The organism is Tabrizicola sp. BL-A-41-H6 (genome assembly GCF_050632395.1).
Lineage (GTDB): Bacteria > Pseudomonadota > Alphaproteobacteria > Rhodobacterales > Rhodobacteraceae > JAUYQR01.
On record NZ_CP192600.1, the window covers coordinates 2765026 to 2780446 of the forward strand.

17 protein-coding genes are annotated in these 15421 nt (G+C 62.5%); 9 read left to right on the forward strand and 8 right to left on the reverse strand.

Annotated features, from left to right (window positions below):
* Positions 1 to 5 precede the first annotated feature (5 nt).
* Complete coding sequence (locus tag ACROUL_RS13515; protein WP_371133980.1) at positions 6 to 233, reverse strand: KGG domain-containing protein; 228 nt, start codon at positions 231 to 233, stop codon at positions 6 to 8.
* A 92-nt stretch (positions 234 to 325) separates the two neighbouring features.
* The gene (locus ACROUL_RS13520; RefSeq protein WP_431299986.1) at positions 326 to 595 is read right to left on the reverse strand and encodes an usg protein; all 270 of its coding nucleotides are present in this window, start codon (positions 593 to 595) and stop codon (positions 326 to 328) included.
* Between the two features lie 192 nt (positions 596 to 787).
* Here ACROUL_RS13520 and gyrA point away from each other — a divergent pair, with 192 nt between their 5' ends.
* The 5 genes from gyrA (at position 788) to gluQRS (ending at position 6465) form a co-directional block, all read left to right on the forward strand.
* The gene (gene gyrA, locus ACROUL_RS13525; protein WP_431299987.1) at positions 788 to 3508 is read left to right on the forward strand and encodes a DNA gyrase subunit A; all 2721 of its coding nucleotides are present in this window, start codon (positions 788 to 790) and stop codon (positions 3506 to 3508) included.
* Positions 3495 to 3800, forward strand: a complete 306-nt coding sequence (locus tag ACROUL_RS13530) for a hypothetical protein (protein WP_431299988.1) — start codon at positions 3495 to 3497, stop codon at positions 3798 to 3800. Before gyrA ends, ACROUL_RS13530 begins: the two co-directional genes overlap by 14 nt.
* 87 nt (positions 3801 to 3887) lie before the next feature.
* On the forward strand, positions 3888 to 4265 hold the full coding sequence (locus tag ACROUL_RS13535) for a DoxX family protein (protein ID WP_431299989.1): 378 nt from the start codon (positions 3888 to 3890) through the stop codon (positions 4263 to 4265).
* Positions 4266 to 4327: 62 nt separating this feature from the next.
* On the forward strand, positions 4328 to 5656 hold the full coding sequence (trmFO, locus tag ACROUL_RS13540) for a methylenetetrahydrofolate--tRNA-(uracil(54)-C(5))-methyltransferase (FADH(2)-oxidizing) TrmFO (RefSeq protein ID WP_431299990.1): 1329 nt from the start codon (positions 4328 to 4330) through the stop codon (positions 5654 to 5656).
* Positions 5644 to 6465, forward strand: coding sequence for a tRNA glutamyl-Q(34) synthetase GluQRS (gluQRS, locus tag ACROUL_RS13545; RefSeq protein ID WP_431299991.1), 822 nt, complete (start codon positions 5644 to 5646; stop codon positions 6463 to 6465). The genes trmFO and gluQRS overlap by 13 nt, the downstream gene beginning before the upstream one ends.
* 25 nt (positions 6466 to 6490) lie before the next feature.
* Here the strand turns inward: gluQRS and hisI are convergent, their stop codons facing one another.
* Positions 6491 to 6871 carry a phosphoribosyl-AMP cyclohydrolase gene (gene hisI, locus ACROUL_RS13550; RefSeq protein WP_431299992.1) on the reverse strand — a complete coding sequence of 127 codons (381 nt, stop codon included), beginning with the start codon at positions 6869 to 6871 and terminating at the stop codon, positions 6491 to 6493.
* 62 nt (positions 6872 to 6933) lie between these two features.
* On the opposite strand from hisI, the gene ACROUL_RS13555 reads away from it, so the two are divergent.
* On the forward strand, positions 6934 to 7368 hold the full coding sequence (locus tag ACROUL_RS13555; RefSeq protein ID WP_431299993.1) for an iron-sulfur cluster assembly scaffold protein: 435 nt from the start codon (positions 6934 to 6936) through the stop codon (positions 7366 to 7368).
* A gap of 125 nt (positions 7369 to 7493) precedes the next feature.
* Here ACROUL_RS13555 and ACROUL_RS13560 read toward each other — a convergent pair whose 3' ends face one another.
* From ACROUL_RS13560 to ACROUL_RS13580, 5 genes are all read right to left on the reverse strand, one after another.
* Positions 7494 to 7616 carry a hypothetical protein gene (locus tag ACROUL_RS13560; protein WP_431299994.1) on the reverse strand — a complete coding sequence of 41 codons (123 nt, stop codon included), beginning with the start codon at positions 7614 to 7616 and terminating at the stop codon, positions 7494 to 7496.
* 88 nt (positions 7617 to 7704) lie between these two features.
* Positions 7705 to 9792: an ATP-dependent DNA helicase RecG gene (gene recG / locus ACROUL_RS13565; protein ID WP_431299995.1), complete on the reverse strand. Its 2088-nt coding sequence runs from the start codon at positions 9790 to 9792 to the stop codon at positions 7705 to 7707.
* Positions 9789 to 11906 (reverse strand): NAD-dependent DNA ligase LigA, encoded by a 2118-nt coding sequence (gene ligA, locus ACROUL_RS13570; protein ID WP_431299996.1) that lies wholly within the window; start codon positions 11904 to 11906, stop codon positions 9789 to 9791. Before ligA ends, recG begins: the two co-directional genes overlap by 4 nt.
* Before the next feature lie 55 nt (positions 11907 to 11961).
* The gene (gene ctrA / locus ACROUL_RS13575; protein ID WP_431299997.1) at positions 11962 to 12678 is read right to left on the reverse strand and encodes a response regulator transcription factor CtrA; all 717 of its coding nucleotides are present in this window, start codon (positions 12676 to 12678) and stop codon (positions 11962 to 11964) included.
* Between the two features lie 96 nt (positions 12679 to 12774).
* Positions 12775 to 13053: a DUF1153 domain-containing protein gene (locus ACROUL_RS13580; protein WP_431299998.1), complete on the reverse strand. Its 279-nt coding sequence runs from the start codon at positions 13051 to 13053 to the stop codon at positions 12775 to 12777.
* A gap of 125 nt (positions 13054 to 13178) precedes the next feature.
* Between ACROUL_RS13580 and mnmA the strand changes: the two genes are divergently transcribed.
* The 3 genes from mnmA (at position 13179) to ACROUL_RS13595 (ending at position 15411) form a co-directional block, all read left to right on the forward strand.
* On the forward strand, positions 13179 to 14318 hold the full coding sequence (mnmA, locus tag ACROUL_RS13585) for a tRNA 2-thiouridine(34) synthase MnmA (protein ID WP_431299999.1): 1140 nt from the start codon (positions 13179 to 13181) through the stop codon (positions 14316 to 14318).
* Between the two features lie 88 nt (positions 14319 to 14406).
* Positions 14407 to 14880 carry a DUF2059 domain-containing protein gene (locus ACROUL_RS13590; protein WP_431300000.1) on the forward strand — a complete coding sequence of 158 codons (474 nt, stop codon included), beginning with the start codon at positions 14407 to 14409 and terminating at the stop codon, positions 14878 to 14880.
* Between the two features lie 114 nt (positions 14881 to 14994).
* Positions 14995 to 15411, forward strand: coding sequence for a hypothetical protein (locus tag ACROUL_RS13595; protein WP_431300001.1), 417 nt, complete (start codon positions 14995 to 14997; stop codon positions 15409 to 15411).
* Positions 15412 to 15421 lie beyond the last annotated feature (10 nt).

The window sequence follows — 15421 nt, forward strand, 5'->3', positions numbered from 1 at the left end:
GACGGTCAGGAACGACCGCCCTTCTTGCCGGCCTCCGAGGCGCGCTCGCGGTCGTTGGCAAAGTTGCCACCCGACGCTTCGCCGCCCTTGCGGCCAGCTTCCGCCGCACGCTCCGGATCGTTCTTGAAATTGCCGCCCGAAGCCTTGCCGCCCTTGCTGGCAATCTCGCGCTGCTTTTGGTCATCCATCGAGGCAAAGCCGCGTTTCGACGTGTCATTACCTTGGTTGGCCATGGTAATTCTCCTGAGTTGATCCGACAGGGTTCACTGCCTGCCTTGTCAACCAACTCCACACGCCGCAAATTGTTCCACTTTGCGTCCGCTATTTAATGCAGCCGAAACTCGCCCACCACATTGCGCCACTCGCCCGGCGAGATCAGCTTTCGGTGCGTGAACCGCACCGAATGCAGCGGCCCTTCGATATTTCCCTGCCAGAATTCGATGAACTTGAAAAGTTGCGGGTAGTCCGGCGCCAAATCATATTCCTGCCAGATGAAGCTGTTGATAACGCTACGATAATCCGGCATCCGATAGTACAGCTCCGCTGTCGTCAGCCCATATCCCTTCAACATCAACTCGGTTTCGGTTTTCGGCATCTGCCAACCCTTGTCTGCTTGCCCTATCGCCGATTCTGCCATATCCGCACGAAAAATCAATAATAACAGACTGTTGGCACTAGCGCCCGGCGGCTGCCAAACCCAGCGCAACCTGCCATTGCACCCCATAGCTTGGATGGTGTAGTCTCTGCACAACTAAATCTTGACCCAAGATCGAAGGCTGATCCCATCGTGGCCGATACCCCGGAAGACACTGATAAAAAAGAAGAAACGCCGGAACGTCCGGTCTACACCGGCCCGCAGATCGACATCGCGGCCGAGATGAAGACCGCCTACCTCGATTACGCGATGAGCGTGATCGTCTCCCGCGCCATTCCAGACCTCCGCGACGGGCTGAAACCGGTTCACCGCCGCATCCTTTATGCGATGCACGAATCCGGCAACACGCACGACAAATCCTACCGCAAATCGGCGCGTCCGGTCGGCGACACGATGGGCAAATACCACCCCCACGGCGACAGTGCGATCTACGACGCCCTCGTGCGCATGGCGCAGCCCTTCTCTATGTCGCTGAAACTGCTCGACGGCCAAGGCAACTTCGGCTCGATGGACGGCGATAACGCCGCCGCCATGCGCTATACCGAAGTGCGGATGGACAAGCCCGCCGCCTTTCTGCTGTCCGACATCGACAAGGAAACAGTCGATTTTCAGGACAACTACGATGGCAAGGACAAGGAACCGACCGTCCTTCCCGCCCGTTTTCCGAACATGCTCGTCAACGGCGCGGGCGGCATCGCCGTCGGCATGGCCACCAACATCCCGCCCCACAACCTTGGCGAGGTGATCGACGGCACCCTTGCCATGATCGAAAATCCCGACATCAGCATGGAAGCGCTGATGGAGATTATTCCCGCCCCCGATTTCCCGACCGGCGGCCTGATCCTCGGCCGCTCCGGCGCGCGCAAAGCCTATCTCGAAGGGCGTGGCTCGGTCATCATCCGCGCCCGCACCCATATCGAAGAGGTCCGCAAGGACCGTTACGCCATCATCGTCGACGACATTCCCTATCAGGTGAACAAATCGACGATGATCGAACGGATCGCCGAGATGGTCCGCGAAAAGCGCATCGAAGGCATCGCCAACATCGCCGACGAATCCGACCGGATCGGTGTCCGCGTGGTGATCGAACTCAAACGCGACGCGACCGCAGACGTTGTGCTGAACCAGCTTTTCCGCTTCTCCACCATGCAGGTCTCGTTCGGCTGCAACATGCTGGCCCTGAACGGCGGCCGCCCCGAACAGCTGACCCTGCGCGATTTCCTCAGCTACTTCATTACCTTCCGCGAAGAAGTTGTGGCGCGTCGCACCGCCTTTGAACTCAGGAAGGCCCGCGAACGCAGCCACATCCTCTGCGGCCTCGCCGTCGCCGTCTCCAACGTGGACGAGGTGGTCCGCACCATCCGCGCCTCCGCTGACGCCGCCGAAGCCCGCGAAAAGCTTATGACACGGCGCTGGCCCGCCCACGAAATTGCCGATTACATCAAGCTGATCGACGATCCGTCGCACACGATCAATGAAGACGGCACCTACAACCTTTCGGAAATCCAGGCCCGCGCGATCCTCGACCTGCGCCTGCAGCGCCTGACCGCCCTCGGGGTCAAGGAAGTCACGGACGAGCTCGAAGAACTGGCCGCCAAGATCAAGGATTACCTTGAAATCCTCGGCAGCCGCGACCGCATCATGGCGATCATCTCCGACGAACTGCGCGAGGTGAAATCCCTCTTCGCCGTCCCCCGCCGCACCGAGATCGTCGACTGGGCCGGCGACATGGAGGACGAAGACCTCATCGAACGCGAGGATATGGTCGTCACCATCACCTCTGGCGGCTACATCAAGCGCACTCCCCTCGTCGAATTCCGCGCGCAAAACCGCGGCGGCAAGGGCCTGTCCTCGATGTCGACCAAGGAAGACGATGTCGTCACCACCCTCTTCGTCGCCAACACCCACACCAACCTCTTGTTCTTCTCGACCGACGGGATGGTTTACAAGCTGAAGACATGGCGCCTCCCGCTCGCCGGCCGTCAGGCCAAGGGCAAGGCGATCATCAACATCCTGCCGATCGAACAAGGCATCTCCATCGCCGCCCTGATGCCCGTCGACGTGCCGGAAGAAGACTGGGCCAACCTCCAGATCGTTTTCGCCACCTCTGACGGCGACGTGCGCCAGAACGACCTTTCCGACTTCACCAACGTCAAGCGCAACGGCAAGATCGCGATGAACCTGCCCGAGGGCGTCTCCCTCGTGAACGCTGCCATCGCGGACGAAAACGACGACATGCTCCTCGTCACCGAACGCGGCCGCGCGATCCGTTTCTCCACCACCGACATCCGCGTCTTCAAATCCCGCGGCTCCACCGGTGTGCGTGGCATCCGCCTTGCCGAAGGCGACCGCGTCGTGTCGATGGCCGTGATCCGCCACTTCGAGGCAGACCCCGCCGAACGCGAGGCCTACCTCAAGCAGCGCCGCCTGATGGCCGGCGTCACCGACGACGAACCGTCCGACGACGAGGAAGAAACCGTCGCCGCCGGCCAGCTTTCCCCCGAACGCTACGCCGAAATGTCCGCCGCCGAAGACCTGATCCTCACCATCACCCGCGGCGGCTCCGGCAAGCTCTCCTCCAGCCACGACTACCCCGTCCGCGGCCGTGGCGGCATGGGCGTCAAGGCCATCTCTCCCGGCCCGCGCGGTGGCCGGATCGTCGCCTGCTTCCCGGTCGACCTTTCCGACCAGATCATGCTCGCCACCGACAGCGGCCAGTCGATCCGCGTCCCCGTTGACCAGATCTCGTTCCGCTCCCGCTCCGCCGGCGGCGTTCGCGTGTTCAACACTGGCGGCGAGGAAGAGGTCGTCTCTGTTGCCCGCGTCGCCGAACAGGGCGATGACGAGGCTTGAGGAAAGGCTCGCGGCCCTCGCGGCCGCGGGCGAAACCATCACCTACGGCGCCCTCGCGCGTGACCTCGGCCTGCGCATGGCCGAGCTTACCGCCGCGCTCGAGGCAACGATGGAAGCCGACGCCGCTGCAAACCGCCCCTTCCGCGCCGCCCTCTGCGCCGCCCGCCTGTCGCCCGACACCCTCCCCGCAAAAGGCTTCTTCGCCAAAGCCGCAGCCCTCGGCCGCCCCGCGCCAGACCTGGTCGCCTTCACCGCGTCCGAACGCGCAAGACTCCGCACCAACGCACAGTAACCCTACCGCCGCGCGCCTATCCGTCCCATGCGCACTCGGCTACACATCGTTCGACCGCCAAGCAGCGGCAAACCAAGGGACACTCACATGACCTCTCTCAACACCTACGCCCCCCTCGCCGCCCGCATCCTGATCGGCGCGCTCTTCCTCATCGCTGGCCTCGGCAAACTTGGCGACGTCGCCGGCTTCTCCGGATACCTCGCTTCGGGCGGCCTGCCAGCCTTCCTCGCCTGGCCTTCGGTGATCTTCGAAATCGTCCTCGGCCTCGCGCTGATCGCCGGCTTCCAGACCCGCATCTTCGCGCTTCTCGGCGCCGCCTTCTGCATCGTCGCGGCCTTCCTCTACCACTTCAACCCGGCTGATCAGATGCAGATGGCCATGTTCCTCAAGAACCTCGCAATCGCTGGCGGCTTCATCCTGCTCGCCTCCGTTGGCGCCGGCCGCTTCGCCGTCGACAAAGCCTGATCCGCGCCAAAGCGACAGCCTGACGCCTTTTCAAAGCCGTCAAAACCGCCTAAACCGCCGCCATGAACACACTCCACATCATTGGCGGCGGCATGGCCGGGTCCGAAGCGGCCTGGCAGGCAGCCGAAGCGGGCGTTCCCGTGGTCATCCACGAAATGCGCCCTTCGGTTGCCACCTTCGCCCACCGGACCGGGCACTTCGCCGAGATGGTCTGCTCCAACTCCTTCCGCTCGGATGATGACGAACAGAACGCGGTTGGCCTGCTGCACTGGGAAATGCGCGCCGCGCGTGGCCTCATAATGGAAATGGCCACCGCGCACCGCCTTCCCGCTGGCGGCGCCCTCGCCGTGGACCGCGATCCGTTTGCCGAATCCGTCACCGCGCGCCTGAAATCTCACCCGTTGATTTCCACATCTTATGAGGAAGTTACCGAACTTCCTTCATCCGGCAACTGGATCATCGCCACCGGCCCCCTCACCTCCACCGCGCTGGCCCAAAGCATCCGCGCCGCCACCGGGGCCGAGGCTCTGGCCTTCTTCGACGCCATCGCGCCGATCGTCTACGCTGACAGCATCGACATGGGCACCGCCTGGATGCAGTCGCGCTACGACAAGGGCGAAACCGAAGATGAACAAAAGGCCTACATCAACTGCCCGATGACCAAGGCCGAATACGAGGCGTTCATCGACGCGCTCCTCGCCGCCGAGAAAACTGAGTTTCACGAAGGCGAAACTGCCGGTTACTTCGACGGCTGCCTGCCGATCGAGGTGATGGCCGAACGTGGCCGTGAAACCCTGCGCCACGGCCCGATGAAGCCGGTGGGCTTGACCAACGCCCACAATCCGACCGTAAAGCCTTACGCCGTGGTCCAGCTTCGCCGCGACAACAAGCTGGGCACGCTCTACAACATCGTCGGCTTCCAGACCAAGATGAAATATGGCGCGCAAACATCTGTTCTAAAAATGATTCCTGGCCTTCACGAAGCCAGCTTCGCCCGCCTCGGCGGCATCCACCGCAACACCTTCATCAACTCGCCGACCCTGCTAGACGATCAGATGCGCCTGAAATCGCACCCGCACATCCGCTTCGCGGGCCAGATCACCGGCGTTGAAGGCTATGTTGAAAGCGCCGCGATGGGCCTTCTGGCCGGTCGCATGGCCGCCGCCGAGATCAAGGGCGAGACCCTGCCCCCGCCGCCGCCCGAAACCGCCACCGGCGCCCTCATCACCCACATCACCGGCGGGGCCGAGGCAAAGACCTTCCAGCCGATGAACGTGAACTTCGGCCTCTTCCCCCCGATTGACGCCAAAGGCGGCCGCCGGGGGCGCGCCGTGCGCTACAAGGCCTACACCGACCGCGCCAAAGACGCCTTCACCCAGTGGCTCGGGTAACCCGCTTCGCCCCCTCGCCGACCGGCCCCCTGCATCTGGGCCACGCCTATGCCGCGATGATCGCCGCCGCCCGTGGCGACCACTTTCTTCTGCGCATCGAGGATATCGACACTGCCCGCTGCAAGCCGGAATGGGAAACCGCGATATACAATGATCTTCAATGGCTTGGCTTGCGTTATGAAACCCCGGTAATGCGCCAGACTAGCCGGATCCCTGCCTATGGCGATGCTCTCGCCCGCCTGACGGATATGGGCGTCACCTATCATTGCACCTGCACGCGTGGCGACATCCGCGCCGCCATGTCCGCCCCACAGGAAGGCGTCATCGGCCCCGATGGCCCGGTCTATCCCGGCACCTGCCGTGACCGCCAGCACAGCGAAGGCGCCCTGCGGCTGAACATCGGCAAAGCCATGCAGGCCGTGGGGGCGATCCATTTCACCGAAACCGGCACCCGCCCCGGCGATCACATCTTCGACAGCGCCTATATGACCGAACGGGTTGGAGACATCGTCCTCGCCCGGCGTGACATTGGCACCTCCTACCACCTCGCCGTCGTGGTGGACGATGCCTTCCAAGCCATAACCGAGGTGACGCGCGGCGAAGACCTGTTCGATGCCACGCCGATCCACGTTCTTCTGCAACGGCTCCTTGGCCTGCAGACGCCCGCCTACCACCACCACCGCCTCATTCGAGACGAGCAAGGCAAGCGCCTCGCCAAACGCGACGACGCCCGCGCCCTGTCAAAATACCGCGCCGAAGGGCTCACGCCCGCCGACATCCGCCGCATGATCGGGCTACAAAACGGTTAAGGTGACCGTGTAACCCGCTGATATGTCAAGCTTCGCCAGATGTCCCACCGTGGGACACCTCAAGGATCTCAACCTCCTCGCCGCCCCGGACCGCCGTATAGAAACAGCTCTTCCGCCCGGTATGACAAGCCGGCCCCTCCTGCTCCACCAGAACCAGCAGGCAATCCCGGTCGCAATCGACCCGCATCTCGACCAGCCGCTGATGATGCCCCGAGGTTTCGCCCTTCACCCAGAACGCCCCCCGCGACCGCGACCAATAAGTGACCTTCCCCGTCGCCAGCGTCGCCGCCACCGAGGCCGCATTCATCCAGGCGACCATCAGAACCTCGCCCGTGGCCGCCTCCTGCGCCACACAAGGCATCAGACCAGCCGCGTCATACTTCAAGGTGGCCGGATCGAAACCCATCACAGTTCTCCTTGGCGACAGCCCCCGGCCGGATTACATAAGCAGGGCATGAAGGACAAGCCATGAGCGACAACGACCTCATCCAGCTCTACTCCGGTCGAATCCTGGAACTGGCCGCCAACATCCCGCACCTCGGCCGCCTCGCCGCGCCTGACGGGACCGCCCGCAAACGCTCCCCCCTGTGCGGCTCCACCGTGACCGTGGACGTGACGGTCGAGGACGGTCGCGTGACCGGCTTTGCTCAGGACGTCAAGGCATGCGCCCTAGGCCAAGCCTCCGCCGCGATTCTGGGCCAAGTCGTTATTGGCAGAACCCTCACTGAACTGACCGCGGCCCGGGATGCCCTGAAAGCCATGCTGAAGGACGCAGGCCCGATCCCGGCAGCGCCCTTCTCCGGCTACGAAGTCCTCCTCCCCGCTCGCGACTACAAGAACCGCCACGCATCGATCCTCCTCGCCCTCGACGCCGTGTGCGACGCCGTTGCCCAAGCCGAATGAAAAAAAGCCGCCGCGGTCACAAGGACGGCGGCGGCAAGGAACGGCTCTGAGGATCAAACGGGCATCACCACGATCACGTGGGGGACAGACACCCGCCGCTTGGGGAACAGAGCGCGGGGCAGAAATCAGGCGAGGCCGGGCATCGACAGCACGGCGAAAAGCAGGACGAACAACGCAACCACACCCACCGTATCCTCGACAGCGGTTGCCCGATCGCGATTTATTATGGCCATGACGGTCTGAAACATGATGTTCTCCTGCTTGTTGCCATATTGTTCTCACATCTGCACCGATGTGTAAAGAACTTTCAAGCAACTTATCAGAACGTATCAGGAACTATCCGACCGAGATTAGCCTTATCGCCCGCTCATGATCCAGCATCCACAACAGTAGGCGCGCAGCCAATCCCCGCGGACTTGAAAGCGTTGGATCCTCTGCAAGCAACTTTCTGGCATCCGTCTGGGCGGTGGCCATCAGGCCAGACTGCCTTTCCAGATCGGCAACGCGGAACCTTGGCAAACCTGACTGAGCGGTGCCGATCAGATCGCCGGCGCCCCGCATCGCAAGGTCTTCCTCGGCGATGCGAAAGCCATCTTCGGTATCGCGGATGGTCTTCAGGCGCCGTTCGCCGCTTTCGCCCAAGGGACCCTGATACATCAGCACGCAGGTCGAAGCGGCCGATCCACGACCAACCCTGCCGCGCAACTGATGCAGTTGCGAAAGACCAAAGACTTCGGCCTGTTCGATCACCATGATCGAGGCATTGGGCACGTTGACACCCACTTCGATCACCGTGGTCGCCACCATCACTGCCGTCTGGCCAGCGACGAAGCGCGCCATCGCCGTATCCTTTTCGGCCGACGGCATCTGTCCGTGAACCAGCCCGACCACGCCGTCGCCCAACGCCGCACGAAGTTGCTGAAACCGGGCTTCGGCGCTTGCATAGTCTACGACTTCAGAGTCCTCGACCAAGGGACAGACCCAATAGGCCTGGCGACCATCCGCGACGGCCTGCGCAAGATGAGCTATCACTTCATCGATTCTTGAGGTCGATACCAGAACCGTTCGGATCGGCTTTCGACCGGCCGGCTTTTCATCCAGAACCGACACATCCATGTCGCCGTGCATCGCCAGCGCCAACGATCGCGGGATCGGGGTGGCGGTCATGACCAGCACGTCTGCAGCCTCACCCTTTGCACCCAGTTCCATCCGTTGAGCCACGCCAAAGCGGTGCTGCTCGTCCACGATTGCCAGTCGAAGATCCCGGAAATGCACGTCTTTTTGAAAGACAGCATGGGTTCCGACCAGTATGTCGATCCGTCCCGCCGCCAGAGCGGCCAACTTCGCTTCGCGCTCGGCGCCCTTGTCGCGGCCCGTCAGCAGGGCAAGGCGAACGCCCGCCGCGGCGGCCAGCGGCTCCAGCCCCTCGTGATGCTGCCGTGCGAGAATTTCGGTCGGAGCCATCATGACCCCCTGCCCGCCGGCCTCGACCGCGATGACAAGCGCCAGAAACGCGACAAGGGTCTTTCCCGAACCGACATCGCCTTGCAATAGGCGGTTCATCCGCTGCGGTGCCGCCATGTCGGCGGCAATTTCTGCGACCGCCCTGGTCTGCGCGCCTGTCAGAGCGAAACCTATGCTTTGCAGCACCTTACGCTGCAATTCGCCGGTGCCGACGCTCGCGTTCCCCTTGCCGCGGCGCAAAGATGCGCGGGCAACAGACAGCGTCAACTGGTGCGCGAACAGTTCGTCGTAGGCCAACCGCGCCCGCGCCGGATGGGTGAAAGCCAGGCCAGAGACGTCCTTGGGCAAGTGGGCCGCCTGCACTGCCGCGCGCCAGTCGGGCCAACCTTCTCGGCGTTTCAGTTCCGGGTCGATCCATTCGGAAAGAACGGGCGTGCGCACCAGTGCTGCAGTCACGGCTTTCGACAGCACTTTTTGTGTCAGGCCCGCAGCCAACGGGTAGACCGGCTCGAAAGTCGGAAGTTCGCTGGCTTCTTCCGGGCGTAGGACGTGATCAGGATGCACCATCTGCGCAACGCCATCGAACAATTCCACCTTTCCCGAAACCAGCCGCCGTTGCCCGGTGGGCAGCAGCGTCTGCAGATAATCGCCACGCGCGTGAAAGAAGACCAGTTGGAACTCAAGCTGACTGTCGCGCACCATCACCCGGTATGGCCCGCCCTTTCGACGCGGCGGAAAATGCGCGCCGACCTCGATCTCGACGGTCAGCGTCGCTGGCGGCACGACGTCGCGGACCGAGGCGCGCCGCGTGCGGTCAATGCCCGACGCAGGCAGCAAGTACAGCAGATCCTTTGGCCGCTCCACCCCGAGGGCTGCAAAGGCCTTTGCGGTTTTCGGGCCGACCCCCTCAAGCGTTTCAAGCTCGGCATAGAGCGGATAAAGAATCTCCGGCCGGCTCATGTCGCGCCAATAAGCGCAAGCCAGGCATCTTCGTCGATCGTCAAGACGCCCAGCCGTGCGGCGTCCTTGGCCTTGGAACCGGCGCCCGGACCGGCAACCAGGATATCCGTCTTGGCACTTACCGACCCGGCCACCTTGGCGCCAAGCGCCTCGGCCCGGGCCTTTGCTTCTGCTCGGGTCATCTTTTCCAGCGTGCCGGTGAAGACGACGGTCTTGCCCGCGACGGGGCTGTCGACAGGCCCCCGGTTGGCAACCGACTCTACCGTCAAATGCGCGACCAACGCGTCGATTGCGGCACGTTCGGCCGGGTTTTGAAAGGCTTCGACCAGACTGGTCGCCAACACCGCGCCGACCCCGTCAATCGCAGTCAGGTCATCCCATTCCACGCTTCCGGGCGTGGCGTTGGTCACGGCGGCCTCGAACACCGGCCAGGTCCCGTAGTGCCGGGCAAGCAGACCTGATGCAACCTCGCCCACATGCCGGATGCCAAGCGAAAAGATCAGACGGTCAAGCCGGATCCGGCGTCTCGCCTCGATTGCTGCGAACAGATTGCTGACCGATCGGTCGCCAAATCCATCGCGATTCTTCAGCTTTTGCAACGTGTTGCTAGCGTCTCTTGCCGCAAGTGTAAAAATGTCCGCCGGCGTTTTCACCGGCAGAAGGGTGTCATTGTAGAAAAGCTCGATCTGCTTTGCCCCCAGCCCCTCGATGTCGAAGGCTCCACGCGAGACGAAGTGCTTCAGGCGCTCCATCGCCTGCGCCGGACAAATCAGGCCGCCGGTACAGCGCCGAACGGCATCGCCCTCTTCACGCAGGGCCGGGCTGTTGCATTGCGGGCAGTTTTCGGGAAAACGGTAGGGCTGCGCCCCGTCGGGGCGGCGAGCCAGATCGACATCGGCGATTTTGGGGATCACATCGCCTGCGCGGTAGACCTGCACCCAATCACCGACCCGAATGTCCTTGCCGCCTCGGATAGGCAGTCCCTTCGCGTCTCGTCCGGCGATATAATCTTCGTTGTGCAAGGTCGCGTTGGATACGACGACGCCACCCACCGTGACCGGCGTAAGGCGGGCAACAGGTGACAGCGCGCCCGTACGGCCAACCTGAATGTCAATCGCCTCAAGCCGCGTCCAAGCCAGTTCGGCGGGGAACTTGTGCGCCAACGCCCAGCGCGGCGTCGTCGAGCGAAACCCCAGACGCGCCTGCAGATCCAGCGCATTCACCTTGTAGACCACTCCGTCAATGTCATAGCCAAGCGTGGCGCGCTGCGCTTCAATGGCGCGGTAATGGGCCAGCATCTGATCCGGCCCGTCGCAAAGAATGGTTAACGGATTTATGCGAAAGCCAAGCGCCCCAAGGCGGGCAATCGCGTCCAGCTGCGTCGTTGCCAGCGGCTCGGACACCGCGCCCCAGCTGTAGGCAAAGAACCGAAGCGGACGTCGGGCCGTAATCGCCGGGTCCAGTTGGCGAAGGCTGCCGGCGGCAGCGTTCCTCGGGTTGGCAAAGAGCCGTTCGCCGCGCGCGGCCTGCCGGTCGTTCAGTGCGGCAAAGTCGGAGTGCGCCATGTGTACCTCGCCGCGCACCTCAAGCACGGCCGGCGCCCTTGTCAGACGCGCCGGAATATCATTTATCGTACGGGCATTCTCGGTGACGTTTTCCCCAACCTCGCCGTCGCCCCGGGTGGCTGCCATGACCAGAACCCCGCTTTCATACCGCAGCGAAAGCGAAAGGCCGTCAATTTTTGGTTCGGCGGTGTAGGCAATGGAGGACGACATGCCGAGGTATTTGCGCACCCGCTCGTCAAACTCGCGCACTTCGTCGTCGGCAAACGCATTTTCGAGCGATAGCATCCGTATCGAGTGGACGACTTTCCCGAACCCTTCCGCTAGACCGCCCCCCACTTGATCGCTTGGGGAATCAGCGCGCTTTAGCGCTGGAAAGCGTGCTTCAATCGCAAGATTGCGCTGTTTCAGCGCATCATAGTCCGCATCCGAAATCCGGGGCGCGTCCAAGGTATGGTATGCCCGGTTGGCGGCAGCCAAAGCCTCCGACAACCGGGCGAGTTCTGCACGCGCCTCGGCTTCCGTCAACGCCTCGACCGGCCTGTCCGTCATGTCGCCCCCCGCCTTTTGACCGCAAGGTTAGGCGGGAGCCGACCCGAGGTAAAGGTCAGGCACTTGCTGCCAGACGCGGCACGGTTTGCGACGACGATACCGGATCGCGCAGGACATAGCCCCGTCCCCAGACGGTTTCGATGTAATTCGTCCCGCCGGTCGCCTCCGACAGTTTCTTGCGCAGTTTGCAGATGAACACGTCGATGATCTTCAACTCCGGTTCGTCCATGCCGCCGTAAAGGTGATTGAGGAACATTTCTTTCGTCAGCGTGGTCCCTTTGCGCAAGCTCAACAGCTCCAGCATCTGGTATTCCTTGCCGGTCAAATGAACCGACTTGCCCTCCACCTCAACCGTCTTGGCGTCTAGGTTGACGGCAACCTGACCGGTCCTGATGATCGACTGGCTATGCCCTTTCGACCGGCGGATGATGGCGTGGATGCGGGCCACCAGTTCCTCGCGGTGAAAAGGCTTGGTCATATAATCGTCAGCCCCGAAGCCGAAGCCCTTCAACTTGTTTTCCGTATCGTCCGAGCCTGTAAGTATAAGGATCGGCGTTTCGACCTTTGACAGACGAAGCTGGCGCAAAACCTCATGTCCGCTCATGTCGGGCAGGTTCAGGTCCAGCAGGATCAGGTCGTAATCATACAGTTTTGCAAGGTCGATCCCGTCCTCGCCCATGTCGGTGCAGTAGACGTTAAGGTTGGCATGGGTGAGCATTAGCTCGATGCTGCGCGAGGTTGTCGGGTCATCTTCTACAAGCAGAATGCGCATCGTTGGAAACTCCGCTCCGTTATGTTCATCGTTAATACCCTTGCTTTGCAATGGTTAACCGAGTGTTACTTTGACAGGAAGCGAGCAATAAACAATCTAAAGTTGTCGGTATTTCTGGATGGCTGTGACTTTGAGGCCCTGCTCTCCGTGGCGTTCCACGGCAGAGCGCCAAAGCGCAAACTCCTCCTCGGAAAGCGCGTATCGTTCCAGCGCCTCCTTCTGCGAGATTAGGCCGAAGATCACTGCTTTCACGACAATAGCCTTGCGGCTGGCAACCCAGCGCGAGGTATCCGCTGCCGGAAGATCGGCGCGTGTAATCACCGAGCCATCCGGCAAGGTTACCTGGCGCGGCCCGTCGACGCGTTTGAGATACATGACTGAACCCTCGCTGATTTTCGAAGAGAGTGGCGGTTCAGGCTTAATCAATCCTGAAACGAGGGGTTGAGAGTGCTTGGCATTTTCATATATTCCCGATCATTCCCTTTATCAGGAAATTCTCCATGCCGCGCGACCTGCCGCTCAATTCTCTTGGACTGCCGAAGCCTCCGTCCGAGACGCGCGTTGTCGTCGCCATGTCAGGGGGCGTCGACAGTTCGGTTGTGGCGGCGATGCTGGCGGAAGAGGGCTATGACGTCGTCGGCGTGACGCTGCAGCTTTACGACCACGGCGCGGCGCTGGCGAAGAAGGGGGCTTGCTGCGCGGGGCGCGATATTCACGATGCGCGGCGGGTGGCGGAGGCGATGGGGTTTCCGCATTACGTGCTCGATTACGAGAACGTCTTTCGCGAGGCGGTGATCGAGGAGTTTGCCGATGCCTATCTGGCGGGGGCGACGCCGGTGCCATGCATCCGCTGCAATGAGCGGGTGAAGTTCAAGGACCTGCTTGCGACGGCGCGCGATCTGGAAGCCGACTGCATGGCAACGGGGCATTATATCCAACGCAAGGTGGGTGTCGGCGGAGCGGAGTTGCATCAGGCGACGGATGCGGCGCGGGATCAGTCGTATTTCCTGTTCTCGACCACGGCGGAGCAGTTGGACTACCTTCGCTTCCCGCTCGGCCATCTGGCGTCGAAGGCGGAGACGCGGGCGCTGGCGGCGCGGTATGGGTTGCCGGTGGCGGACAAGCCGGACAGTCAGGACATCTGCTTTGTCCCGAACGGCGACTATGCGGCGGTGATCGAGAAGCTGCGGCCGGGGGCTGCCGATCCGGGAGAGATCGTGGATCTGGCGGGCAATGTGCTGGGGATGCACCGGGGGGTGATCCACTACACGATCGGGCAGCGCAAGGGGCTGGGGATTGGCGGGTTGGGCGAGCCTTTGTATGTGGTGCGGCTGGACCCGCAGACGCGGCGGGTGATTGTGGGGCCGAAGGAGGCGCTGTCGACGCGGATCATTCCGGTCAGGGAGATCAACTGGCTGGGAGATGAGGCGTTCGACAGCCGGGCGGAGTGGAACCTTGAGGTAAAGGTCCGGTCCACCCGCGCACCGAGGGAGGCGATCATCAGGCCCGTTTCGAAGACCGAGGCGGAGGTGGAGCTGATCGTGCCGGAGGACGGCGTGTCGGCCGGTCAGGCGGCGGTTTTCTATGCGCCTGAGGGCGGGCGGGTCTTTGGGGGCGGCTGGATCTGGAAGGGTCGGTGAGGGTGTCCCACGGTGGGACATTTTTTCGATCCAATGATTTCAATGACTTGGATCGCCCATTAATCTTCTGTCAACGATTGGATGCCTGATGCGGTGCTTTCTTCTGACCCTTGCGCTTGTATCGCTGCCCTTCGGCGCGATGGCTGATGAGCGGGACGAGCGCGTCAAGGTGGCGCAGGAGTACGTCACGATGGCATTGGCGGATTTCGACATGGACGCGCTGATAGCCACCATGTGGGCACCGGTCGTGCAACAGGTCGAAGGCAGCGGCGTCACCGTCACGCCCGAACAACGCAGCAAGATCGACACGCTTTACAAGGACACCTTCGCCGCACCGATGGCCGCACTGATGCAGGAACAGGCCGGATTGATGGCCGACATGATGACGATGGAGGAAATCACCGCGCTGCGGGATTTCTATGCCACGCCGGAGGGCCGGTCGGTGATGGCCAAGCTGCCGCAACTGACGCAGGCGCAGCAACCCGGCGTGATGAAGCTGATCAACGACAAGATGCCCGCGCTGATGCCGAAGGTGCTGGAGATCGTCAACGCCGCCCCCTGACAAGCGAACCGCGAGGTCAGAAACACCGGACTTGCCACATCGGGCCGCTTCGGCCATGATCGCAATACCTTCGTATTTTCGAAGGCAGACGACCTTTATTCTCGGAGTGATTTGATGACCCAGATGATGACGGCGGTTCATTCCGCCACGGCTGTGCCATATCCTGCAAGCCCTGCCACCCTGCACCGCAAACTGACGCTGGCCGATGCGCAATCCGCCCTGAACCGGGTGCGGGGCATCAAGCTGACTGCGGCCCTGCTGCGCCACCTGCCCGCCCTTGTCGCGGTGATCGACCGTGGCGGGGTTGCGCTGTTGCCAAATGCGGTTCTGCGCGAGACGGCGATTTCGCTGGGTGCAAGCGGTGCGGGCGTGGCGGACCTTGAGGCCGAGGCGTTCGCGATTGTCGGCGTGGCCTGCACCTATGGCCGCGCGACCGGGCAGATCGGCAAGCCAAGTGGCACGCGCGAACTGTCGCTGATTCTGGATGACGAGGGGCTGCATCTGGCGGCAACGGCTCGTCAGCTGGCCTGAGGCGGGATTC